General features: G+C 59.4%; 19 protein-coding genes and 1 pseudogene. 1 reads left to right on the forward strand and 19 read right to left on the reverse strand.

Going from position 1 to position 24,244, the window contains the following annotated elements:
- The first annotated feature begins 1,378 nt into the window (after positions 1-1,378).
- Entirely contained in the window at positions 1,379-2,521 is a 1,143-nt protein-coding gene (locus tag Q2B33_RS06380; protein WP_300571961.1) for an AraC family transcriptional regulator, read from the forward strand.
- A gap of 62 nt (positions 2,522-2,583) precedes the next feature.
- On the opposite strand, the gene Q2B33_RS06385 is transcribed toward Q2B33_RS06380, so the two are convergent.
- From Q2B33_RS06385 to Q2B33_RS24500, 19 genes and pseudogenes are all read right to left on the reverse strand, one after another.
- A complete protein-coding gene (locus tag Q2B33_RS06385) occupies positions 2,584-3,228 on the reverse strand; it encodes a DsbA family protein (RefSeq protein WP_300571962.1) in 645 nt (214 codons plus the stop codon).
- Between the two features lie 185 nt (positions 3,229-3,413).
- Complete coding sequence (locus Q2B33_RS06390) at positions 3,414-3,677, reverse strand: hypothetical protein (RefSeq protein ID WP_296475722.1); 264 nt, start codon at positions 3,675-3,677, stop codon at positions 3,414-3,416.
- Positions 3,678-3,767: 90 nt separating this feature from the next.
- Positions 3,768-6,050, reverse strand: coding sequence for a DUF2264 domain-containing protein (locus Q2B33_RS06395; protein ID WP_300783242.1), 2,283 nt, complete (start codon positions 6,048-6,050; stop codon positions 3,768-3,770).
- Between the two features lie 12 nt (positions 6,051-6,062).
- Entirely contained in the window at positions 6,063-7,364 is a 1,302-nt protein-coding gene (locus Q2B33_RS06400) for a GGDEF domain-containing protein (RefSeq protein WP_300783240.1), read from the reverse strand.
- A gap of 116 nt (positions 7,365-7,480) precedes the next feature.
- Positions 7,481-7,915: an RbsD/FucU family protein gene (locus Q2B33_RS06405; RefSeq protein WP_300571965.1), complete on the reverse strand. Its 435-nt coding sequence runs from the start codon at positions 7,913-7,915 to the stop codon at positions 7,481-7,483.
- Positions 7,916-7,943: 28 nt separating this feature from the next.
- Positions 7,944-8,705 (reverse strand): copper homeostasis protein CutC, encoded by a 762-nt coding sequence (locus tag Q2B33_RS06410; RefSeq protein WP_300783238.1) that lies wholly within the window; start codon positions 8,703-8,705, stop codon positions 7,944-7,946.
- Positions 8,706-8,761: 56 nt separating this feature from the next.
- Complete coding sequence (locus Q2B33_RS06415) at positions 8,762-10,915, reverse strand: hypothetical protein (protein ID WP_300571967.1); 2,154 nt, start codon at positions 10,913-10,915, stop codon at positions 8,762-8,764.
- 136 nt (positions 10,916-11,051) lie between these two features.
- The gene (locus Q2B33_RS06420; protein WP_296475217.1) at positions 11,052-11,927 is read right to left on the reverse strand and encodes a sugar phosphate isomerase/epimerase; all 876 of its coding nucleotides are present in this window, start codon (positions 11,925-11,927) and stop codon (positions 11,052-11,054) included.
- Between the two features lie 170 nt (positions 11,928-12,097).
- On the reverse strand, positions 12,098-12,940 hold the full coding sequence (locus Q2B33_RS06425) for a sugar phosphate isomerase/epimerase (RefSeq protein ID WP_296475222.1): 843 nt from the start codon (positions 12,938-12,940) through the stop codon (positions 12,098-12,100).
- 206 nt (positions 12,941-13,146) lie between these two features.
- The gene (locus Q2B33_RS06430) at positions 13,147-15,489 is read right to left on the reverse strand and encodes an extracellular solute-binding protein (protein ID WP_300783236.1); all 2,343 of its coding nucleotides are present in this window, start codon (positions 15,487-15,489) and stop codon (positions 13,147-13,149) included.
- Positions 15,490-15,672: 183 nt separating this feature from the next.
- The gene (locus Q2B33_RS06435) at positions 15,673-16,635 is read right to left on the reverse strand and encodes a hypothetical protein (protein ID WP_300769763.1); all 963 of its coding nucleotides are present in this window, start codon (positions 16,633-16,635) and stop codon (positions 15,673-15,675) included.
- The gene (locus tag Q2B33_RS06440; RefSeq protein ID WP_300769762.1) at positions 16,625-18,358 is read right to left on the reverse strand and encodes a cell wall metabolism sensor histidine kinase WalK; all 1,734 of its coding nucleotides are present in this window, start codon (positions 18,356-18,358) and stop codon (positions 16,625-16,627) included. Before Q2B33_RS06440 ends, Q2B33_RS06435 begins: the two co-directional genes overlap by 11 nt.
- Positions 18,359-18,461: 103 nt before the next feature.
- Complete coding sequence (locus Q2B33_RS06445; RefSeq protein WP_296475231.1) at positions 18,462-19,115, reverse strand: response regulator transcription factor; 654 nt, start codon at positions 19,113-19,115, stop codon at positions 18,462-18,464.
- 159 nt (positions 19,116-19,274) lie between these two features.
- Complete coding sequence (locus Q2B33_RS06450; RefSeq protein WP_296475234.1) at positions 19,275-19,877, reverse strand: hypothetical protein; 603 nt, start codon at positions 19,875-19,877, stop codon at positions 19,275-19,277.
- Between the two features lie 154 nt (positions 19,878-20,031).
- Positions 20,032-21,063 carry a sugar kinase gene (locus Q2B33_RS06455; protein WP_300822789.1) on the reverse strand — a complete coding sequence of 344 codons (1,032 nt, stop codon included), beginning with the start codon at positions 21,061-21,063 and terminating at the stop codon, positions 20,032-20,034.
- Positions 21,064-21,205: 142 nt separating this feature from the next.
- The gene (locus Q2B33_RS06460) at positions 21,206-22,165 is read right to left on the reverse strand and encodes a bifunctional 4-hydroxy-2-oxoglutarate aldolase/2-dehydro-3-deoxy-phosphogluconate aldolase (RefSeq protein ID WP_296475239.1); all 960 of its coding nucleotides are present in this window, start codon (positions 22,163-22,165) and stop codon (positions 21,206-21,208) included.
- 283 nt (positions 22,166-22,448) lie between these two features.
- Positions 22,449-23,087: an RpiB/LacA/LacB family sugar-phosphate isomerase gene (locus Q2B33_RS06465; protein ID WP_300783232.1), complete on the reverse strand. Its 639-nt coding sequence runs from the start codon at positions 23,085-23,087 to the stop codon at positions 22,449-22,451.
- 111 nt (positions 23,088-23,198) lie between these two features.
- Positions 23,199-24,002 carry a gluconate 5-dehydrogenase gene (locus Q2B33_RS06470; RefSeq protein ID WP_300783230.1) on the reverse strand — a complete coding sequence of 268 codons (804 nt, stop codon included), beginning with the start codon at positions 24,000-24,002 and terminating at the stop codon, positions 23,199-23,201.
- Positions 24,003-24,141: 139 nt separating this feature from the next.
- Positions 24,142-24,244: pseudogene (locus Q2B33_RS24500) on the reverse strand (5-dehydro-4-deoxy-D-glucuronate isomerase); the annotation flags it as partial.

Below are 24,244 nucleotides of genomic sequence, written 5' to 3' on the forward strand. Positions count from 1 at the left end.
TTACCAGGAGGACGGTATCACGCGCCATTACAGTCGTCCCGCCGTCTTTCCCGCCATGTGCCCGTTGGCTGTCCACAGCCGTCCCGCCTGTCCGGCGCTCCTCCGGGCCCGCCGCCCTGCCGTCTGCCAGGCAGACGTCCCGTCCGTCCCCTTCCTTCCGGCCCTCCTCAATCAATGCGGCCCTGACCCTGACCTGATGGTCCCTGGCGAGCCGGTTCCGCAGGGTCACCTCCACCATGACGCCGGCGCTCTCTGCCCGGTCCGGCCTCCCCTGTTTTCCCCGGTCTCCCGCCGGTTCCCCAGCCTCCGCACCAGTTCCGGTACTGTTTCCGGCCTCTGCACCGGTTCCGTAGTCGATCCGCTTCGTATAGGCGAAGATCCCGTCCGGCTCCACATGCAGGGGCTTCACATGGGACAGCTCCACCCGGCGGTAGATGCCCGCGCCTGTGTACCACCGGGAGTTGGGCTGCATGCTGGGGTTCACCGTCACCGTCACCCGATTGTCCCCGCCGAAATACAGTGCGTCCGTGATATCCACGGAGAAAGGCGTATAGCCGTAGTGGTGCCGCTTCACCAGGCTTCCGTTGACGGATACGGACGCGTTCATCATCACCCCATCGAAATGGAGCCAGACCCGCTCTCCCTGCCACTCCTCCGGCACATGGAAATACTTCGTATAAGTCCCCACCGTCCCCGTGAAGTACCCCATGGCCGCTGCCGCCGGGGCAGATTCCTCCACATCGCTTTCGATCATGTAGTCATGGGGAAGCTGCACCCGCCTTCCGTCCTGCATCAGGCCGCCCTGTCCCTTGGCAAAATACCAGTCCCTGTTCCAATTCTCCCGCTTCATCAGCAGATACCTCCTTCGCTTTGCTTTTTGGCGATTTGTGATCAGTGCCTGTTCTGTTATTTATACTGCGCACCGGTTAAATTTGCAGCGCAACCCGACTGCAGACCGCCAGCCAAGTACTTTCCCGGAGACACCACTGTAAATCCTGGCGGGTTACAGTTCACGGCTTTGCCGTAAACTGTAACATGATGCACACAAAATGAGCAAAAGAGCTCATTTTGGCGCATGCTGTCTCGGGATTTTCATGCAAAATACGCATGAAAACACCTCGCGGCGGCACCGAGTGAACAGTAACCCTGGCGGTCTACAGTATATGATAAAAAATCAGAAAGCTGCTGACAAGGACGATATTCTGCTGTATGATGGATGAGAGGGACGATTTGCACGATTTTCCGGACGGCCTGTCATTGCCCTTCCCGGGAGCGGAAGGCTGCGGGCCCCCGCATACCGAATCAAATCCTGTTGCCCAGGGCGATGGCGATCGCCCGCGGTCCCCGCATACCGAAGCAGACTCGAAAGGAGACACCCATGGCTGACTGGCGCTTGCAATTGACTGAGGATTCCCTGCGCAGGATCCGCCCCGCCTTCCCCACCCTGGCGGAACGGCTTGCCGCCTATGAGGATTTCTATTTTCCCGCAGGCTCTAAAAAAGCCCTCTCCGGCGAGGAGACGGCTCCGGAGCAATGGACGGGGCAGGGCTTCCCGGAGAGCGCGGCTCTGGATATCCGCCAGACCCAGTCCCCCTTTTCCACATTGCTGTGCTTCTATGACACGGCGGGCAATGAGTATACCTTCAGCCGGGCAGGCATGCGCCACATGCGCCGCACCCTCCCCTGGCAGGGCCATTACCACACCCATGACTATATCGAGATACTCCTATGCCTCAAAGGGAGCTTTAGGCAGATCCTCTTGGGCGAGCCCCGGACCTTCGCCGCCGGGGAGGTGGTCATCACCGACAGGAACCTGGAACATGCGGATATGCTGGAGGGAGAGGCAGACACCGCGGTGCTCTTCCTCTCCCTCCAGGCCGACTATCTGGATCAATTGCTGTCCTCCCATGGCTCCCAGGACGATTTGCAGCGTTTTTTCTTCCATGCGCTCCAAAAGCAGCGCAAGGAGCAGAGCTATATCCACCTGCGCCCTGACCGGGAACCCTCTCCTGCCCAGGCTCCTGGCCTCGCCGCGGATGGCAGCGGCAATCTACAGCTCTCCCGCCTCTTAGAGACCCTGATAGAGGAAGACTATTTCCCCGGCCCGGGCAGTGAGGACATCATCCGCGGCAGCCTGGTGCGGCTCCTCTCCCTGCTCTGCCGCCGGTACTCCACCAGGCTCCACAGCTCCGACCAGGAGAGCAAGGAACGGGCCCTCCTCTATGAGCTGGAGCGGTACATCCGCCTCCATTCCGCCACCGTCAGCGCCGCCGGGCTGGAGGAGAACTTCCATTACCACCGCAATTTCTACAGCCTGCTGCTGCGGAAATACCGGGGAACCACCTTCCGGGAATACCTGCAGGACATCCGCATGCAGCATGCCGCCAGGCTGTTAAGAGATACCCGGCTTTCCGTCAGGGACATCGCCCTTGCCGCGGGCTATCACAACAGCAGCCATTTCTACCATCTGTTCCAACGGCATTTCGGCGTGTCACCGGCCACTTACCGGGCGGATGCGTGATCTATCCATATTCGCACAGGCGAAATCATAAGCCGGCCGAAATGCGTCACGGTGGAGCCGCCTCAGCCGCAGCCATCCACGCCGCAATGGAATCCGCCGCCGGAGGCCTCCTGCCCCTGCTGCAGAATCTGAATCATCTCTTCCTTCGTATAAGTCTCCACGGCAACCTGCTTCCCGTCCAGATAGACCGTGGGGACGCCGGACACCTGCAGCACGTCCCTGGAGTACGCCGTCTCCTCCTTCACCTTATCCGTGTAGGTTCCCCGGAGCAGCGCTCCCCTATAGCCCTCCACGTCCAGCCCGGCCTCTCCCGCTATGCCGCACAGCACCTCCAGCTCTCCGATGTCCAGCTCCTTCTCGAAATAGGCCCGGTACACCAGATCCGCATACCGCTCCCCCAGCCCCTTCTCCTGGGCATAATACAGCCCTTCAAATGCAAGCCGCGTATAAGGCCTGGGGCAGACCGCAGGCGGCAGCTTCATGTCGAGCCCCAGGGCCCTGGCGGGCTCCACCAGAATCTGGTAATGCTTCTTGCGCTCCTCATCATGGCAGGTGTCCACCCGCTCCTTGGGCTCCGGCGTCAGCTCCAGGGGCTGCACCCGAACCTGGGCCTCCAGCCCCGTCTCCCGCAGGGCCTCCTCCAGCGCCACCTTTGCCACCAGGCAATAGGGGCATACAAAATCCGTCACAAATAAGATGTCCAACATGTCCTCTTCTCCTCTGTCAAATCGAAATTTTTTTAACTTCTTCCCGTGTAAGCTCTGCCAGCTTCTTACCACATTTCTTCGCATATCTTGATAATTCAAGCAAGTTTACATGACAAGATGGTGCATTGACATATGGGCTTGGCTGTTCATAGTACCCCCGCTTCACAATAGAATTCTCCAAGAATTTAGGTCGCATTCCATTCATAATGATACACCTCCAGTAAACTTTTTGCCTGTTCCTCATCGATAAAAAACTGATATTGGTGAAGCATCCCCAGATACTCCGCATGGAATACATCCACATAATGCCTTAACAGTTCTTTATTTGCGGCAAATCCATGAACAGCTCCTTCATATCCCCATTCAATAGATTTATCGGCAGCTATGGCAAAAAGGTGGCCACCTATACCAATTGATATATCGATGCAGCCTTGTTCCATTGATGCCATACCCCTTCCCCCTCACCCATATAAAACCTCTGCACAGATGCCCCTGTACAGCCCATCTGTCCATGCCGCATATCACAAGACTCCCCTTCATTACAGCTCCATCCGGCCTTCGATTCCGTCAAAGTCCACCACCCTCACGCTGCCGTCCTTCATCCGCAGGGCCACCGGCCCGAAGCTGCCGCACCTCTCCGGATCCGCGTAGGACACTTCCTCCACGGGGAACAGCTCCTCCCGGCGAAAGTCTTCATGGCTCTCCTTGGTGATGACCTGGGAAATCAGTACATAGGGTTCAAAGCCGCCGTAGTGCTTCCTGCGTTCCATGGAGGCGTACAGGACGAGGGACTTCTCGGAATCCGGGTTCGTTCCCCTGCTGCGCATCAGGGACAGCTCCTGCCAGCCGTCGAAGATGGTCATGGCCATCTGCTTCTCCCGGCCTGTGGCATCCCGGCCTTTTAAGATGATGGCCTTCGCGCCGCCGCAGGTCTCCTCGAAGATTTCCGTGCCGTTGTCCGGGAAGCCGTAGGAGCCCAGGGACAGGCGCACCGGCGCTTTGTACAGCCGCAGCCTGTCTACCCGCAGGATGCCGTAGGGCACCGCGAAGTCCGCCAGATTGATGGCCTGGATCCAGTGGCACTCCGTCTCCAGATTGTAGCCGAAGAACTGCCTGCGGTACAGGATGCCGTCCCGCTGTCCGTGCCAGAACGTGACATTGGCCCTGGCAGATGCAGGCTTTTCGCCGGACATTGCCTCTGCCGGCTTTGATGCCTGAGACTGGGGCGTTTCTGTCCGGGCCGCAGACCCGGCCTGCGCCCTCCCCGATGCGGGGCCGTCCCGCAGCACGTACTGCTGGGCCTCCACCCAGGCAATGTCTTCGTCGGCAAAATCTCCTTCCCCCGCAGCCTGTTTTCGCCCGGCCTCAATGCTTTTCGGCTCTCCTGCCTCCCTGCCGCTTCGTCCCTGCGGCATTTCCGTCTGCCCTCCTGTCGCTGTCCCCAGCCCATCGGGCTCCGCCTCCCAGGGATACTTGGTGTTGTAGCAGAGCTTGGAGTAGTTCCACATCCCGTGGACGTCCCCAGGGCGCTTCACCACCTTGCCCGTCCGCAGGATGGTCTCCCCGTTGGCCTGATGGTTGGAGAAGCACAGGGCCGGGCCGTCCAGGCAGGTCACCTTGACCTCTTTCTCTCCCAGCTCTTCCCACGTACCGTTATTCTCCTTCGCCGTCCAGAAAGGATGCTCCGCCGGCAGATGCAGGCACAGGAAGGCCTTGCCCAGCCAGAGCGGGGACTCCGCGCAGGAGTATCCCTGCACCAGCGGCGAGAATTGCCCGTAGAAGCCCAAAGTGGGCACCCCCTGGTAGAGGAAGTCCTCCCTGCCCAGGAACTGCATCAGAGATCCCGAGGAAATCCGCCTGGCCCTCCCGGGATTGGCTTTCCCCCGGGGCATCATCAGGTTCCCGTCAAAGGCGCTGGTGGCGGCGTTGCGGTATATGTTGCTTCGCCCCCACATGTTCGTCCAGCCGTCCCTGTCAAAGAAGTCCCCGTAGGTCTCCATCAGCTTATCGGAATTCTCTTCAAACCGTCTGGCAATGTACGGTTCGTTCTCATACCCGTACCATAAATTCCAGATAGGCCCATATACATTGAAGGCCCAGCAGGAATAGTAGTCGAAGGAATGCCCGTCCCGATACCAGCCGTCCCCGGCATAGTAGGCCAAAACGGCCTGGGCATGGTCGCGCATGATGTCCCTTTGGATGGGATACCCCTCCATATGCAGGAACGCCATGTCCAGCATGTTGAACAGCCGCCAGTTCTGGGGCACGGTGCCGGCGTGGGCGTAGCTGTCCAGGAACGCCGCGATTACGTCCTTCTCCGCCTTCGTATAGGTATCCCAAATCTGCTTTTTGCTGACCCACAGGCAGATTACCAGAGCGCAGGTCTCCACGGTCTGCTGGAAGGTCCGGAAAGAATCCCCGTCTCCCGCGATCCGCTGCTGATCTTCATAGGTGCCCACATAGAGCGGATCCCCCTTGGTGCACACCCGCAGGACCTGATTTTTATAATATTCCGCGCACGGATATCCGCATACCCGCAGATCCGGTATATTGGCCATCACAGGGGCCGCGATGAAGAAGGAGCGCGTCAGCCCCTCGAACACCTCCGCAGTGCGCTGGATGGCCTGGGCCTCCCGGGAATCCTTTTGGTGGGGATAAGTGATCTCCGTCTCCTTCCTGGGCATGACCACCGGCTTCTGGAAATCGCCTATATTTGAAAAAATCCCCTCCAGCATGTATATGCCCGCCTCCAGCCAGCTCTCCCGCGTCAATCCTGTATAGGGGCTCAACTCATAGTCCAATGTCTTAGGCATGAACTTCATCCCGGCACCTCCCTATCTGTTCTTCCGCATGTTCTCCAGAAACACCATCAGGTCTTCCTCCGGCATGGGCTTGGCATAATAGAATCCCTGAATCCTGTCCAGCCTGCGCTCCTGCGCGCTCCGCACCTGAACCTCCGTCTCGACGCCCTCTGCCACGATGCTGCAGTCATTTTCATGCATGATCTCCGCCAGCAGACCGATCGTCTTCAGCCCCTTGTCCGTCTCGACCATCATCCGTATCAGGGACTGGTCGAATTTGATCACCTCAAAGGGCAGCGCCAGCACGCTGGACAGATTGGAATAGCCTGTCCCGAAATCGTCCAGGTAAAAGTGGATTCCTTTCAGGGCCAGGCATTCCATCACCTTCCTGACCTCCGCGAAGTCGTCCGTCACAGTCCTCTCCGTAATCTCGATCCGCAGGCGGGAGCCGTCCAGACGGTATTTCTCCAGGTTCTCCTCGATGCGCCTGATGAACGTAGAATCCAGAATCTGCTGGCCCGTCATGTTCACCGACACCGTCCCGATCGGCAGGCCCGGATGCCCTCCCAGAAAGCGGCACACCTTCTCCAGCACGATCCAGCTGATCCCGTCGATCAGCCCGTTCTCCTCCGCCATGGGGATGAACTCTCCCGGGGAGAGGAAAGCGCCGTCCCTGGTCACCAGCCTGACCAGCGATTCCGCCGACGTGAACCTTCCCTCCCCGCAGTCATAGATAGGCTGGTAGTATATCTGGAAGGTCCCCTGCTCCACCGCGTACCGGACCTCCTCCATCACGTACCGCCTGTGCAGCATGTCCTCGTTCAGCCCCTCGCCGAAAAAGAGCACGCCCTCCCTGGCCTTGTCCTGGAACACGGAGACCGCGTAGTTCATCTTGTCCACCAGGTCGTTCTCCGTATCCCGCAGCTTCAGCGGGAAGTGGACGACGAAAGCCTTCGCCTGGACCTCGTGCAGCTCTCCCCTGTCCTCTATGGGCCAGGGCTCCTGGAACCGCTTCTGGATCCGCGCCGTCAGCTCCTCCACCCGGATCCTGTCGTCCTCCGGCCCCAGGAGCGTCAGCCGGGAATTGGCGATCCGGTAGGCGCTGTATGCCGGATCCACCCCGCGCAGGTATTCCGCTATGGCCCGAAGCAGCCCGTCCCCCACCGTGGCGCCATGCTTCCGGTTGATCCGCATGAGCTGAGTCAGCTGTATCAGCACCATATGCCTGCCCTGTCCGGCAGCGGCGCTTCTGCGCACATCCGCGAAGAAGGTCACCCTGTCCTTCAGCCCTGTCATGGAATCATAGGTAATTTCATTTGCATCCTTTCCTGCCATGTGTGTGTTCTCCTTATCCATGTCGCTGTTGTGTATAAATTCATCATAGAACAGCGGAGCCAAAATGTCAAATATTTCAAAAGGGGCCGCCGTACATATACGACAGCCCCTTCCCCTCAGACTACGCCCTTCTGCAGCATGACATTGGCGTACAGCGCGCCCTCCCCGGTGGCTACGATGGCATACGCCTTTGCGGCCTCCTCATAGAAGGCGAACCGCTCAATGTGGCCGATGGCCTCCGGCCCCCTGGCGTCGGCGGCCTTTACAAGCTTCTCGTACTCCCCCCAGATCGGGGTATCCACCTTGTCCCCGGGCACCACCTCCATCAGGTTCACGGGCTTCTCCACATAGGTGTCCAGCGGGAACAGCTCCAGCACGGCCTCCAGGACCTCACAGGCCCCATGCCCGTCCATGCGGATCACTTTGGCGTCCTTCCCCACGGATTCGGAGGGGAAGTTCCCGTCTGCGATTACAATCCTGTCTCCATGCCCCATCTCGCACATCACCTTCAAAAGCTCCGGTGACAAAATCTTCGGTATTCCTTTCAGCATCCCTTTTTCCTCCATTCTTTTTTCGATGTCAGGTTTGCGGCCGTGAAGCCTCGTCCAGCACCTGCCTGGCCGCACGGATCTTCTCCCGGGCAGTGCGGAAAATTTCGTACTCCCCCAGCCCCGGCACGCCCATGGACACCTCTTCCTTCCGGTAGGCCATGCCGCTGTCCAGCACCGTCTTCCCCGACATATGGTAGCTGGATGCCCCCGTGGCGGGAACCATCTGCCGGATCACGGCGGCGTCCACGCCGCCCCCCGCCATGATGTCCACCTGGCCGGCGCTCTCCCGCACCAGGTGGCCGATCAGTTCCCGCCCCTGTGTGCAGTCGGCCTTCTGGCCGGAGGTGAGGATGGTCTGGACTCCCAGGCCCTTGGCCTGCTCCAGGGCCTCATAGGGGTCCGCGCACATGTCGAAGGCCCGGTGAAGGGTCATGGACATGTCCCCCGCCGCCTCCCTGAGGGCCTTCATCCGCTCCGTGTCCAGGGAGCCGTCCGGCAAAAGGCATCCCACCACCACGCCCTCCGCGCCAAGTCGCCTGTACAGCTCCACGCTGCGCAGGATGATGCCGAACTCATGCTCCGTGTACAGGAAGTCCCCGTACCGGGGGCGGATCAGCACATGGATCCTGGTGTCCGTCAGCTCCCTGACCTTCTCATACAATGCCTGCTCCGGGGTGGTGCCGCCGATGATCAGGTTGGCGCACAGCTCCAGCCGATCTGCCCCTCCCCCTGCGGCCTCCACCGCGGATTCCGGGGAATCCACGCATGCCTCTAAGATATATTTTTTCAACCTGCTCTCCTCCTCTTTTTACCTCTTTCGCCGTTTATTACTTTTCGCTCTGCCGTTTATGTGGCGGCGGATGGCTTTTCCTCCTCCACTCCGTAGATTCCCGCCAGCCAGTAGATGACATGGGACGCGAAGCCGTGGTTGCAGCTGGCATAGGGGGTATCGTTCTCCCACAGGGTGCCTGTCAGGTCGGCCATCTTGGCAAAGTATCCGCGGATGTTGTCCACCACATCCTGGTACAGGCCTTCCCGGTACAGCAGCTCTATGCGCAGGTAGTTGCCGATGAAGGCGTTGGCATGGGCCACCTCCGGGTAGAGCCCCAGTTCCCTGCGCCTTGGGCCGAAGCCGCGCAGCAGCGTCTCCCACAGCGCGCCGTCCTCTTCCCTGGTGGCCGTGCCGGTGAAGAAGGCGTAGTATTGGCAGACCTCCGTACAGTTGCCCGGGTTCTCAAGGCCGCTTTCCGTCCTGCGCTCATTGTCCGTGTAGAATGTGCCCTGGAGGGAGCGCTCTCTGATGACTTTCCGCATCCACGCCGCCTTCTCCCGCAGGCCCTCCTCCCCGTAGAGGGCGGCTACAGCCTCCAGCATCCTCATGTACAGCATGTTGGTGGGGAAGTTCACGTCCTGCACCACGTCGGGATCATTGGCCCTCGACCACTCCAGGAAGACCCATCCATCCAGCTTCTCCAGCAGGCCGTGCTCGTTCTCAAAGGGGGCAAGGTAGTCCACCAGTCCCATGACCCGGGGTCTCGCCCGGTCAATCAGTTCCCTGTCCCCGCTGCGCTCCAGGTACTCCTCCAGCTCCAGCACGAACCACATGGCCCAGTTGGGGATGAAGAGGCCGTCATTGTGGTCGGACGGGTAGCACATGGGGAGCATCCCCTCCGGCAGATAATCGAATTTCTCCGCCAGGAGAAAATTGTCCAGGAAAGCCCTCTCCTCCAGGCATTCCCCGGTGAGCACATGCTCCACCCGGGACGTGAAGAAGCTGTCGCAGAGCCACCCTGCCCGCTCTCTGGACGGGCAGTCCATGAACACGTCCACGGCGTTGGAGAGATAGGATTCCCGGGCGGCCCGACAAATCTTCTCCAGCTCCATGTCCCCGGAAAGCTTCACCCTGCGGGGCACGGGCGGGTGCTTGTACTCCACCAGGCCCAGCTCCTCCAGCACGGCCTCGCCTTTTACGGCTATCTGGATGTATTTCATGGTGTAGGGCGCAAAGGTCAGGATATCGTGGCATCCTGGATCCAGGGTGTATTTGAAGAGATTGTAGGCGTTCATACGCAGGAAGTTCAGCTTTCCGTCCAGCAAGACCTCGTCGAACATCAGGTATACGGTGCAGGGGTGCTGGCAGCTCACCTGCAGGCGGATGAAGCCTGTGGCGTTGAAGGGAAGCTCGTACAGGCCGTAGCCGTTCTCCAGGGGCAGCGGGAACGGCTGGCCCGGCAAAGCCGTCTGTGACGGCAAAAAGGCCATGCTCTGGCCCTCGTCCGACAGCCGCTCCTCCAGCTCCTGGGAAAGGTAGCCTTTCAGCGTATTCCCCAAGCTCTTTGTCTCCCAGGAGAGCACGGGCTTCGGCATGATTGGCTGAAAGTCCACGCGGCCTGTCTCCACCAGGGCTTTGGCGGAGAGCCTTTTGAACTCCGGCATCCTGACGCTTCGCCGCAGGAACCTTTTGCCGGGCTGGACGGCGAGGTTCAGGGGCTGCTGCGGATTCTCCCAGGCGCTTTCCGTATAGAAGCTTCTGTTCTCCGCCCGCAGGCGATAGCACTCAGCGAAGGCCCTCTGAAAGCTGTAGCGCTGCACCCTCTGCACCCTCTGCTTCAGCTCATGTATGTTCAGCCCCTCCCCCGCGGTGCAGGCAATCACCTGGCCTCCCTGAAGGTATTCCGCCGCCAGGAACGCGGGCTGATCCAGGGTGTCGAAGCTGTTCACGTTATAGCCCACCACCTCTATCACAGCCACGTTCTCCGGCTGGGTCAGCTTCCCGGAAAGGGGGATCTCGTCTACATTGTAGAATCCGTGGGCCGCTCTGGCCGGGCCCGCGCACACGAACCTGCCGTTTATCCAGAGGCGGTATATCGATGAAGCCGCCAGGTGCAGCTCCACGGCCCCTGCCGGGATCACCGCCCGGAAGGCCAGCTCGCAGTTCATCTCCTCCTCACGGCCCCTGGCCCAGACAGCCTGGGCCCGCTTGAATTTATAACACTCCATGGTCTCCTCCTATGCTGTCAGCCGCCGTCATAAATCAGGGCCGCCGCAAAGCGGCAGCCCCTTTCCATATGCGCCGGCCCGGCTGTCGTCAAACTGCCGCAAGCCCGGAAGAATGCCTGTACCTCGGGCAGCCTCCTCACGCTCCGTACACTTCCGCCACGTATCTTCTCAGGTTCTCCAGGCCGATGGCCACACCCTTCAGGCAGTCCTCCATGCCCTCGAATTCGATGGCTATGTATCCGTCATATCCTGCACCCTTCAGGGCCCGCAGACACTGTACTACAGGTACGTCTCCGTGTCCCACCACCGTGCCGCGCAGGAAATTGCCGCCCCTGGAGAGGAAGAAGCCCTGGCCCGGATCGGCCGCCTGGCCGCTCTTGACGATGAAGTCCTTGGCATGGACGTAGAATGCGTAGGGTGCGCATCTGCCCACCGCCGTCACCGGGTCGTCGTCCACGCACAGGAAGTTGCCCATGTCCACCAGCTGGCCGAAATTATCGTTGGCCACCGTGTTGATCAGCTTCTCCACCCGCAGGCTGTCCTGAGAGATGAAGCCGTGGTTCTCCGTCATGGTCTTGATGCCCTTCTGTGCCGCATACTCCGTCACGGCCAGGCAGCCCTTTGCCAGGCGCTCCAGGACATTGTCGTATCCATGGTAGGTTCTGTTCGGAATCGCGAATATCGTATCATGGCGCATGGTGGGGCAGCCCAAGATGGCGGCGATGTCCACCTGGGCTTTCAGGCGCTCCACCTCGGCCTCCAGATTGCCCTCGCTGCCTCCTAACAAGTCCGCTCCCACGGCATAGTTGGAGATGGCCAGGCCCACCCTGTCGGCCTCCGCCCGGAGCTTTTTCGCGTACTCTGCCGGGTCTTCATCCTTGGGGAACACGAAGTCCACGTACTCGATTGCATCGAAGCCCATCTCCTTTACCTTTTCGATGCAGGAAAAGGGCGTGAGCCTGCCGTCCTGGATATACTGCATGAAGCTATATACACTGACAGAAAATTTCATCTCGAAGTCCTCCTATTCATGACAATAGAAAGCCTGCTTTCTATTGTATTATACTGCTTAACGATTTCACTTGCCGTGAAACCAGACTGCATAACGCTGACTGGTTCAATCGCTTGATTGCATTAGGCAGTATTCAGCGTTATGCAGTATAAGTCGCTGCGCTTCCTATTTTACCTCATCAAACCATTCAGGAAATCTACGGCCAGGCGGATATCCTTCTCCGGGTCGTCGCCCACCTCGCGCTCGATGGTCAGGAACCCGTGATAGCCTATCTCGTCCAGGGCCTTCAGATAGTTCCCAAAGTCCACGCCGCCCTGTCCCAGGGGAAGCTCCGCGAAGGAAGGGCTGGCCAGCATCTCAGCCTCCACAAGGCCATAGACCTCCTCGGGGTCGCGGTAGTAGTTGCGTACGCCGTCCTTGGCATGGGTGTGCACGATATAGTCCTTCAGATTATGTACCGCCTGCACAGGGTCGTCGCCGGTGACCATGATTAGGTTGGCGGGATCTAAGTTCACCGCAACGCCGGTGGAGTGGAGGCCGTCCAGGAACTGCTTCAATGTAGCGGACTCCTCGGGTCCTGTCTCGATGGCGAAATGCGCGTTCAGAGAATCCGCGTACTCGGCCAGCTTGAAGCATGCCTCCTGCATGATCTTGTAGCGGTCATGGCCAGGATCCGCGGGGACTACGCCGATGTGGGTGGTGACGATGTCCGTCTCCAGATCCTTGGCCAGATCCAAAATCCGCATGGACCTCTCAATCAGTCCCGGATTCAGCTCGGCATTGTGGAAGCCCTTTCCCAGATCCCCGCAGAGGGCGGAGAACACCAGCCCCTCCGACTTCACCATGTCCAGAAGCTCTCTCCTCTTCCCACCTGTGAGCTGCTCTGGGGCATGCTCGCCGTCCACCGCGTACATCTGTATGCCTGTCGCGCCAATCTCCTTTGCCTTCTTAAGCGCCACCGGAGTGGGCAGCCGGAAGGATTCCAGCATTACGCCGATAGAAAAATCGTACATATTTCCATTCCTCTCTTTCCTTGAATTTGCCGGATTGACTTTCACGTTTTTCCATGTGCTATCAGTATATACTATTTCGGACGGAAGATAAAGAGTTAATTTACTTTTTTTACTAAAATGCCCCGCCAGATTCCAGGTTCGAAATCATGACGGGGCAGCTTCAATATGTTTCAATATGTTTCAATCTACTTCAATACGTTTCCATCTCATTCCGCTAAATACATCTTCAGGCCGTCTTCTATCTTCTGTACGGTATCCTCCCTGGACCGGGAGCCCTCCAGATAGCCGCCCAGGGCCTCGATCAGCACCTCCCGGATCTTCGCGTCCTCTCCCACAGGCTTATCCAGCCCCTCGCACAGGGCGACCAGCCGGTCCGCCGTCTCTTTGGAGTAGGGCTCGCTCTCGAACTCTACAAAGCTGCCGTCGTCCCCTGCCACGGAGGTCACCATGGCGAATTCCGAGCGGTCCTTCATCGCCTGATGCTCCATGGACTTGCGGTTCACCGGGAAGCCGTTGTACTCCAGGTTCTGGATCTCCTCCGACAGGGCGAACCGCAGGAAGTCCTTCGCCCTGTCCACATACCGGCTCTTGGCGCAGATTCCCGCCTGCACCAGGGGCTCGAAGCGGTTCTCAAAGGCCGTGAAGTCCCCCTTGATATAATCCACCATGGACATGGACAGCATGCCGTCCGTAAAGCCGCTCATCCGGCTGAGGGCGAACTTCGCCTTCCCGGCCAGGCCGAATACGCCGTAGGACGTGACGTCCTCAGGATTTGACGCCACAATCCCGCAGTTGTCCCCGATCGCTTTCAGGTACTCCAGATACCTCCCCATAGCCTCCCTGTCCAGCTGCTTGCCGTCCACGATCTCGGCGCAGAAATAGGGGTAGAACTCATCCACCAGCCCGGCCACCGTCCGGGATGCCATATAGGGCTCCTCCGCCCGGGACAGGAACTCTGCCAGGGACTCCATGGTGGCCATATCCTGGACCGTAATGTCCCTTCCCAGGGCCAGGTCCATGGCGAACTGCAGGGGCACCACGTACCGCTTGCCGTCCTCCCGTCTGTATATGCCTGTAATATTGGACAGAAGCTCCCCGCTCTCCTCCATGGGGCCCACCACGTCCTCCAGATCCGCCAGCAGGCCCTTGTCCGCGTAGGAATCCATGTCCAGATGATCCATCATCACGATGTCCGGCGCCTCATCCCCCATGAGCATGGTGTTCAGCTCCTGGTACACGGCATTGTAGTCAACGCTGTCCGGGTAGTAAGCCGGATACACGTTATGGATCTCAATCAGCACCTCCGGGTGGGCCTTGTGGTACTTGGCCGCCGCCTGGTTCAGCAGGGAGCTCTCGTACACGGTATAGAGCTTCAGCACCTCCGTCACCTCCGACACCGCCTCCGGGTCATACTCATAGCGGTTCAGCTTCTGCCCCTCCTCCGACTCGAACAGGGCGTAGACGCTCCCGTCCTCAAACGCCGCGAAATCCGTGCACCACAGATCCGACATGGCGAAATCAGTCTCCTGGCCGGACACAAGCAGCTCCCACTGCCCCGGCTCAGCCCCGGGATCCATGCGGAACAGCCCGTCCTTGCTCCCGGCGATCAATGTGCCGTCCGGAAGCGCCGCCAGCGCCAGGCTGACATTGCTGCTGAAGGTCATCATCCTGTCTCCGCTTTCGGACGCCCCGGAATCGGATGCGGGATAGGGAATCTGCACCGCGCCTGCGGCCTTGCCGCCCTGGCGCTTCTCGATATAGCCGCCGACTCCGTCAGAGGCCCGCAGATAGGCATTCTCTCCGTCCGCTATCACGCCGCCCTCATAGAAAACGGCGGGCTTCTCGGTTTCTATTACGCTTCCGTCTTCCCCTGACAGAATGTCCACTGAGGTGTAGGAGACGGCGACTATATTGCCGTTGTCCAGCACCGCCAGGCCCTGTACCATTTCATAGCTGCCGAATTCCTCATTGGGGACTGTCCACTTCTGAGGCGTGATCTCCACCGCCGCGCCTCCCTCGGCTTTATACAGATGCCCCCTGTAGTCTTCCTCGCCCTCCGCCAGGTAGCCGGCATACAGATACTGTCCGCCGTCCTTTCCCTGGGCCAGCCGGACATCCAGCCAGCCCCCAATACAGCGGAATTCCATGTCCGCCAGCCAGCTCTGGGTCACATCCGTCAGGCCCTCCTCCTGTTTCTCCCACTCCCGCAGGACGGCCTTGTCGCCCTCCTCTTTGGTGGCCAGGAGGCGGAGCTTCCCGTCTGCCGTATAGATCTGTACGATTGACCAGCCGTCCAATTCTTCCGGCAGGCTCTCCTGGATCTCCACATATCTGCCCTTGCCGTCCTGTCCGGGGGAACCCCCGTCCGCCGCCTTGGAGCCTTCCGCGCCGCTTTTCGCGCCGTCTCCTCCCGCGCCGCCTTCCCCTGCGCCGTCTCCTCCCGGCGCGCTCCCGCCGCAGCCGCTCAGGGCGCCCGCCAGCAGCGCCGACAGCAGCAGGGCGGCAATCCACCTGACGCCGCGCCCATTCCGCTTTTTCCGCTTCTCCATTCTCTGTTACCTCCTGACTTTATTGGGAATCGCATCTTTCCCGCGATTCCTTATTTACCGCGAACCTGTCTTTCCTTCGCTTCGCGTATCATATCAGGCAGATGTCAAGGAGCTGCGGAGGAGTTGTGCCTAAGTTGTAAAATCCGGAGGGTTCACATTTTTTTCACAAAGCCCCGGGGGCCTTTAATCTTCCGGAGGCTTCGTCTCCAGGTACAGGGCAAGGCACAGGGCCTTCCCGCTCTCCGCCAGGGGCATCCCGGCGTCTACGGCATCCCCGGCCTCCAGGCAGACCGCCATCCGTTGATCCTCTACGCGCAGCCGGAATCCCCAGCCCTCTCCGCCGCCCTGCCCGGGGCTGTCCGTTTCCCCGTCTCCGGCTCCGAAGCTTTCTGTCCCGTTGCTTTCTGTCCCGCCGCTTTCTGTCCCGCCGCCCTCCGTTCCCTGTTTTTCCGTCGCGTATACGGAATCGGACATCCCGGCCTCCGCCATGGAAATCGCATACCCGGCCTCCACGCCAAAGGAATCCGCGTAATCCTCCAAAAGCTCTGTCAGACGCTCCTCATCCGGATGCTCCCCCTCCGGATACGGCAGCGCGATCCATGCCCGCAGCACCTGCCCGGTCACAGCGTTCAGGAACAGCACCGCATCCAGCTCCTCCCCGGCAAAGGACACTTCCCAGTAGCCGGACAGCGGATCCGCCGCCCCCTCGCCGGCCTCCGCCTGGCTATCGGCCCAGAGATAGCAGCTCAGCCTGTATTCTTTCGGAATCATCCCCTCCCTGTCCAGGCGGGGCAGCAGGAAATCCCCAAGCCAGACCATGCCGCTCTGGGTGGCCTCTGTCATGGACAGCTGCCCGGGCACGGGCTCATGGGGGTATTTCTCCGATGCGCTCTCCAGGCACAGCACCGCCCGGCGCAGCTCCTCCTGGCTTAAATCCGCCGCCTTTATCTTCACGTCCACCACGCCGATGCTCTGGGACATCACAGCATCAGTCACGGCCGGGATCCCTACCTGCCCGCCCCCTGACAGAAGCTGCGCCCGCTCTCTGTCCAGCCTGCTCCACAGCGCGAAGATTCCGCCGAAAGCGATGGCGAACGCCAGCGCCACGCCCGACAGATTTACAAGCAAACTCCTTTTATTCTTCATCTACCATCTCCGTCTCCGCACAGGAGAACAGCAGGCTCACCTCTGTCCCCTGGCCCTTTCTGCTCCTAAACTCCAGCCTGCTTCCGTGGATCCTGGCGATCCTGTCGGCCAGGGCGAGCCCCAGCCCTGCCCCGTGCTGCTTCCTGCTCCTGGCCTTGTCCACCATGTAAAAGGCCTCCGTGATCCGGGAGAGCTCTTCCTCCTCCATGCCGCAGCCATTGTCCCTGACGCATATCCGGTATCCCCCCTCCCGCTCCCGGGTCCCTGACAGCGCAAGCCTGGTGCAGCCCGCCTTGACGGAATTGTCCAGCAGGTTGATCAGCAGGGTCTTGAACAGGTCGTACTCCACCCGGATATAGGCCGGATCTGCCCACAGCGCGAATGACACCCCCTTTTCCGCAAAGAAAGGCTCCAGGCCCCCCGCCGCGTCCGCCAGCAGCTCCTCCGCGGCCATCTCCTGCAGAGGGAAGTCCTGCCGCCCCAGAACGGTCAGGTCCATCAGCTTCAGGGACAGGGCCTCCAGACGCATCCCCTCGTTCCAGATGTACCAGGAGGCGTCCCGCACCTCTTTCCTGGAAAGCTCCCTCTGGTAGAGCATATCCGCGTAGCCGATAATAGAAGTCATGGGTGTCTTCATTTCATGGGCGAAATTGGCCACGAAATCCTCCCGCTCCCTGGCCGCCCTGGACAACGCCTCCACCTTCTCCTCCACGGCCTCCGCCATCCGGTTGAAGCTCTCCGCCAGCTCCCCGATCTCATCCCGGCCCTTGACGGCAAGGCGCTCCTCATAGTCCCCCTGGGCCATCCGTCCCGCCGCCCGGGACATCCGCTTCAGGGGACCTGTCAGGAGAGCGGACAGAAGCCCCAGCAGCCCCATCCCCACCAGAACCGCCGCCAAATAGCAGCGCAGGAAATACTGCTGCAGGATCTCCTGCTGCCTCACGGTCTTGCTCACATCCCACTGGGTCACGAAGCGGATTCCGTCCCCCGGGGCTCCAATGTCCCGGGCGGCGCCTTCCGTCTCATACCATGTCCCCTCCTGTGCTGTGCCCAGGTCCGCGGTCTGGGCGTCGGCCTCCTTTCCGGCCTCCTCCATGCCCCGGACAGCCGCCTGCGCCGCGTCCGGAGCTGCCGCAGCTCCAGCATCCGGTCTGGCCTGTACATCAGCCTGCGCCGCATCCGGTCCGTTCTCCTCCCTGTCCCGGCCTTCGGCTTCCACAGCCCCCTGATCTCCGACGTCCCCCTCGTCCCATATCCCGGCCGTCAGCTCCAGCTTTCCCCGCTCCAGCACGCTTCCCACCAGGAGGAAGCTCCCCTCCGGCGTCTCCCGGAACCGGTACACATGGGCATCTTCCGACAGCTCCTCCAGGAAGGAGGCGTCCAGCCCCTCTATCCCGGAATAGAGAAGGGTCCCGTCCCCTGTAAAGAAGGCCGCGGGCAGGCTCACATCCTCCGCCAGGGTACGGAACAGCTCCGCCGCCGATTCCCGGTCAAATATCTGCTCCGCTCCCTTCACGGACCACTTCTCCCCCTCCTCCCCCGAAGAGACAACAGTCCCCCCAGGGGCATCCTCCCACCAGGTGGTGATCTGTCCCCTGTCCGCGGCATCCTCCCAGGATACCGCAAGGGACATCTCGAAATCCGTGTACGTCAGCAGCGCCGACTGGATGGTGAACTTGTCGTATTGGTATTGCTTCAAAGCGAAATCCGCTTCCCTTGCCATGCTGCTTTCCCATGAAAAATGGAGCAGAAAATATCCCGAGACAGAAAATGCCAGACTTAAGACCAAAGTCCCGCATAAAAAGATTTTCGTAAAGAGGCGCATGCTATCCCTCCAGCCTGTAGCCTATCCGGAACACCGTCCGGATCCGATCCTCCCAGCCCAGCTTCTTGCGCAGCCTCTGGATATGGCTGTCCAGCGTCCGGGTCTCCCCGTTGAAGGGCTCCTTCCAGACCTTTTCGTACAATTGCTCCCGATACAGGGCGATGTTCCGGTTCCGCATCAGCTCCACTAACAGGTCGAACTCCTTCACCGTCAGCGTAAGGGCAACGCCGCTCTTGAGCACCTGCCTGGAATCCAGACGGACGCTCACGTCCCCCACCTCCAGCTGCCGCTCTCCCTTTCCCAGCCTGCGCAGCACGGCCTCCACCCTGGCCAGGAGCTCCCCGATCTGGAAGGGCTTTGACAGATAATCGTCCGCCCCGGCCCGCAGCCCCCGCACCTTGTCCTCGATGCTGCCCTTTGCCGTGAGGAAGATCACCGGGGTACCGGTGGGCTTGATGTATTCCAGGAGCTCATAGCCGTCCACCTCCGGAAGCATGATGTCCAGGAGCACCAGGTCGAAGGACTGCCGCTCGATGTAATCCGCGCCCTCCATGCCGTCCCGGGCACAGGTACAGCGGTAGCCCTCCGCGCTTAGGCTCACGCAGATCAGATTGGCAATCGCCTCATCGTCCTCCACCACCAGTATGTCCGTCACAGCGCCACCTCCTGACCAGATTTCCTCTATCATGAACCGATTCTATCATAAAGATGTGTCAAACTTGTAAAAAATCATCATGAAAAACTTTCCTGTGCGGCAAAAGGGCGCGGACAGCCGCCCGCGCCCCGGGAGACCAGTACACCATGCACTGGGATACTAGACCCTGCTCATATCGATCATGCCCTCTACCGCATCCCACTGGATGTCGGGGAGGTTCTTCTGCATCACGTTTGCCGTCTTCTTGTTCTTGGAGCTCATTTTCACCATGTTGATGGCGAAGAGCAGAATAGCGATGAGCACGGCCACGGCCATGATGCCGATAGGCACCCCTAACTGCCAGGACTCCTCGAATCTGCCGGGCTCGCTCTTTATGTAGAAATAGCTGCCCACTGCAAAAATCAGTCCCACGATAACGCTGACGATGGAATTCTCGAAGAGCTTGTTCTTCAGATTCGCCACCGCCCAGGACTGGGGCTTCCCACAATGAGGGCAGATATCATTGAACTCCTTTGCATAGATATGCTTCCCCTCGGCATTCTCGTAGGCCTCCTGCAGAGCGTTCTTCAGCTTCTGGAAAGCCTCCTTCTGCATATTAGCCTCCTCTTTCTGGGAAATTTTCCTGGACATGCTGTTGTGGACTGCCTCGTTGCCGACGATAGTGGCCTGTCTGGTCCCGCTGTCCTTCATGCACTGCTCACACCGGAAGGAATAGGGCACCTTGGCGCTCTCCGTCCTGGTATGCTTGTAATACGAACCCATCTTTTTTATCCTCCTTATGCTTCTCGTAAATGTAACCACACAAGGCCGCCGGTATCTTTATCCCAGCAGCCCTGCATAAGCTCTTCTATATTTATATATCGTCAAAAAAGCATGTCCTGTATACCCCTGAGTACGTTTTTTGATACTTTTTTGCTTAGCGCTGCACCCGCCCGGAGGCATCGCCGCCCGCCAAAGTCTCCACCTCTTTCCGGCTCACCAGGTTGAAATCCCCGGGGATGGTGTGCTTCAGCGCCGAAGCCGCCACGCCGTACTCCAGCGCAGCCTTGAAATCCTTGCCGTCCAGCATCCCGCAGATGACGCCGCCCGCAAAGGAGTCGCCGCCGCCCACGCGATCCACAATCGGATGGATGCTGTACTCCTTGGAGTGGTAGAACTCCTTGGTATCCCTGGAGTAGATGCAGGCGGACCAGCCGTTGTCGGAGGCGGAATGGCTCACCCGCAGGGAGGACACACAGTATTCGAAGTTGTAGTCGGCCACCATCTGCTCAAAGATGGACTTGTAACCGACCAGCTCCAGGTCGCCGCTGGTGACGTCGGTCTTGCCGGGCTTGTAGCCCAGCACCAGCTCCGCGTCCTCCTCGTTCCCGATGCACACGTCCACATACTGCATCAGGTTCTTCATGACCTTCTGGGCCTTCTCGGAGGACCAGAGCTTCTTGCGGAAGTTCAAATCCACGGACACCTTCACGCCGTGCTTCTTGGCCGCCTTCAGGGCTTCCTCGGTAAGGACGGCTGCGGCATCGGACACAGCGGGGGTGATGCCGGTGAAATGGAACCAGTCAGCCCCCTGGAAGATTGCATCGAAATCAAAATCAGCTGCCGTGGCGGTAGAGATGGAGGAATGGGCCCTGTCGTAGACCACCTTGGAGGGCCTCATGGAGGAGCCGCTCTCCAGATAATAGATGCCCAGCCGCTCTCCGCACCTGGCGATATGCTTCGTGCCCACATTGTACTTGCGCAGGGCAGCCACCGCGCACTCGCCGATCTCATTGTCGGGGACCGCCGTGACGAACTCCGCGTCGTGGCCATAATTGGCCAGGGACACTGCCACATTGGCCTCGCCGCCGCCATAGTTGATGTCGAACTCGTCTGCCTGGATGAACTTCTCAAAATTGGGGGTGGACAGCCTCAGCATGATCTCACCCATCGTAATCACTTTAGCCATGTCTGTATCCTTTCTTATCTCAAAACTCCTACTGCCATATCTGAAACATTTGCATATCCGCCCATGCCGCCTGCGGCGTTTTCATCCGCACCAAAGAGATATGCCTTGCGTCCTCTTTGCGGGCATAGAAAATCTTTTTCGCTTATTTCTGTAGCAGATGCACCGCAAACCCTCCAATCTCCTCTTTCAGATAGATGGCGTTGATTTTGCCGTCAGGGCGCAGGATGGGCTCATGGAACTCCGCGCCCAGCACGGTGGTCATATAATTGATGGCCCGCTCGATATAGTTGGTGCGGATGGCGATATGGCCGTGGGTCCCTCTGCCATGGGTATTCAGCACCTCCGCGATCGTGCCCGCGAAGCTGCCGCCGCTGCCCACCTTCACAGGCAGACCGAACAGGAATGCCAGGCGGTTCACAGTCTTGTCGGCCTCTTCCTTGCTCTCCGAATTGATGCCGATATGCACCAGCTCGAAGCCCAGCATGGTCTGGACGGCCTCTCTGGTGAGCTGTTCAATCTTGTCCCACTCTCCCGCGTTAATCAGGTCACCGGGCACCATCCAGGAGCCGCCGCAGGCAATGATTTTGTCAAAATCCAGGTAGGAGGTCAGGTTCTTGGCATTGATGCCGCCGGTAGGCATGAACTTCATGTTCACATAGGGCGCCGCCATGGCCTTAATCTTGGCCAGGCCGCCGGACTGCTCCGCCGGGAAGAACTTCACCACATCCAGCCCCAGCTCGATAGCCTGTTCGATGTCGGAGGGGCTGGAGGTGCCGGGGGTGATGGGCACACCCTTCTCGATACAGTACTTCACCGTCCTGGGATTCAGTCCCGGGCTGACGATGAACTTCGCGCCTGCCGCCACCGCAGCGTCCACCTGCTCCGCGTTCAGCACAGTCCCGGCTCCCACGCACATGTCCGGGAAATTCGTGGTCATGGTCCCTATGGCCTCCGCAGCCGCGTCCGTGCGGAAGGTCACCTCCGCACAGGGAAGCCCTCCCGCGCACAGGGCCTTTGCCAGCGGAAGCGCATCCTCCGCCCGGTCGATCTTCACGACGGGCACGATGCCGATTTTGCTGATTTGCTCTAATACTGCGTTCATTTTCCCTCTTTTCCGCATGACTCGCATGCTAATTTGATATGATTTATTGCCAAACACTTTCCGCTTCTCATGCAGGGTACATCCGCCCTCCCCAGTCCGCTGCCGGAAACTGCCCTGTCTCAGTCCGCAGGCTCCCGGCAGCCCGCACCTGTGGAATCTAGTCTGTTTTCGCACAGAGCCGCTGTGGGACGGCAACGGCGTCGCCCCTGGCACGCACAGTGCGCCAAAGCCCGGAAATCTCTTCCTTCTGGGCTTTGGCGTATATTTTTTAGCTGTTTTTCATTTATGCCAGGACTTCTTTCACCGCCTCCGCGATTTTCCCGCACTTGCAGTTCTCAAAGAAGTACTCCTGGAACTTCCCGCCGGAAAGGGCTCCCTTCACCAGCTCCCTGTCCAGGTTCTTTAAGATGGTCACCATGTCCGTGTGGGTGATCTCCTTGACCTTGTCCAGAATCTTCTTGTTGCGCTGTTCTGGTTCCACCCTCTCAGGGGGATATCCGCCGCCACCGGGCGCGCAGAACAGCTTCTCAAAGATATACTGGAGGTTCAGCTCGCCGCCCCAGCCGAAGTTCTCGGCGAAGGGCAGGGCCACGCAGTTGCCGTCGTTCACCTGGGAGAACAGATAGGCGTCCAGCGGGGACTCGATATGGCCGCAGAGCACCTTGGGGAAGGAGTTGCAGGCCAGCATGGCGCCCTCCCCGGTGCCACAGCCCGTAATGACATAATCAGCAGCACCGGAATTCAGCAGCACCGCCGCCAGGATACCGTTCTGGACATAGGTCAGGGAATTGGGATCCTCCGCGCCGCACATGCCGTAATTGTACACCTCATGTCCCATAGGCTCCACCACCTTCTTCAGGGTGGAGCAGATAAGCTCGTTCTTAGCCGCCTGGCTATTCTCATTAATCAATGCGATTTTCATAGAACCCTCCTTCACATAACTATTAGCAGCTTGGTGCAAAACAAAGCGCAAAAGTCGCGCTTGAAGAATGCCCGCACTTTGGGCATTCTTCTGTGTGAGACTCACACACTTTTATTGCGGCTGCTTGCCGATGTAAGCCAGGATGCCGCCGTCCACGTACAGGATGTGGCCGTTCACCGCATTGGAGGCCTCGGATGCCAGGAACACGGCGGGGCCGGTGAGCTCCTCGGGCTTCAGCCACCTGTTGGCAGGGGTCTTGGCACAGATGAACTGATCGAAAGGATGCCTGCTGCCGTCCGGCTGCACTTCCCGCAATGGCGCGGTCTGGGGTGTCTCGATATAGCCCGGTCCAAGGCCGTTGCACTGGATGTTGTACTGGCCGTACTCGGAGCAGATGTTCTTAGTCAGCATCTTAAGTCCCCCCTTGGCGGAAGCGTAAGCGGACACTGTCTCCCGGCCAAGCTCGGACATCATGGAACAGATGTTGATGATCTTGCCGTGGCCCTTCTTAATCATGGAAGGAATGACGGCCTTGGATACGATGAAGGGGCCGTTCAGATCGATGTCGATGACCTGCCTGAACTGGGCCGCCGTCATCTCGGTCATGGGAATCCTCTTGATGATGCCCGCGTTGTTCACCAGGATGTCGATGACGCCTACCTCCGCCTCGATTTTTGCCACCAGGGCGTTTACCGCGTCCTCATTGGTGACGTCGCAGACATAGCCGTGGGCCTTGATGCCCTTCTCCTCATAGGCCGCCAGCCCCTTGTCCACCAGCTCCTGATTGATATCGTTGAAGCAGATAACGGCCCCGCACTCCGCGTAGGCGGAAGCGATTGCGAAGCCGATGCCGTAGGAGGCTCCCGTTACCAATGCTACTTTTCCTTCCAGTGAGAAATTCGTGAATTCGGACATTTTTTGTTTCTCCTCTCCTCTGAGTATACCCTTTTTTTCAGCAGTTTTCCATATAAATTTTGTTTTCCGAAATTCTTAATTATAATTTCCCGGTGTTTTTACCGAAATGATTCCCGCGCAATGACCATGGCTGCATATTCTACATCAAATCCTTCATGGCGATGCCGTCCATGTCATCGAAGTCCTGGTTCTCTCCCACCATGCCCCAGATGAAGGTGTAGGCCCTGGAGCCGCAGCCCGCG

It is taken from the genome of uncultured Acetatifactor sp. (assembly GCF_948601915.1).
Taxonomy (GTDB): domain Bacteria; phylum Bacillota; class Clostridia; order Lachnospirales; family Lachnospiraceae; genus Acetatifactor.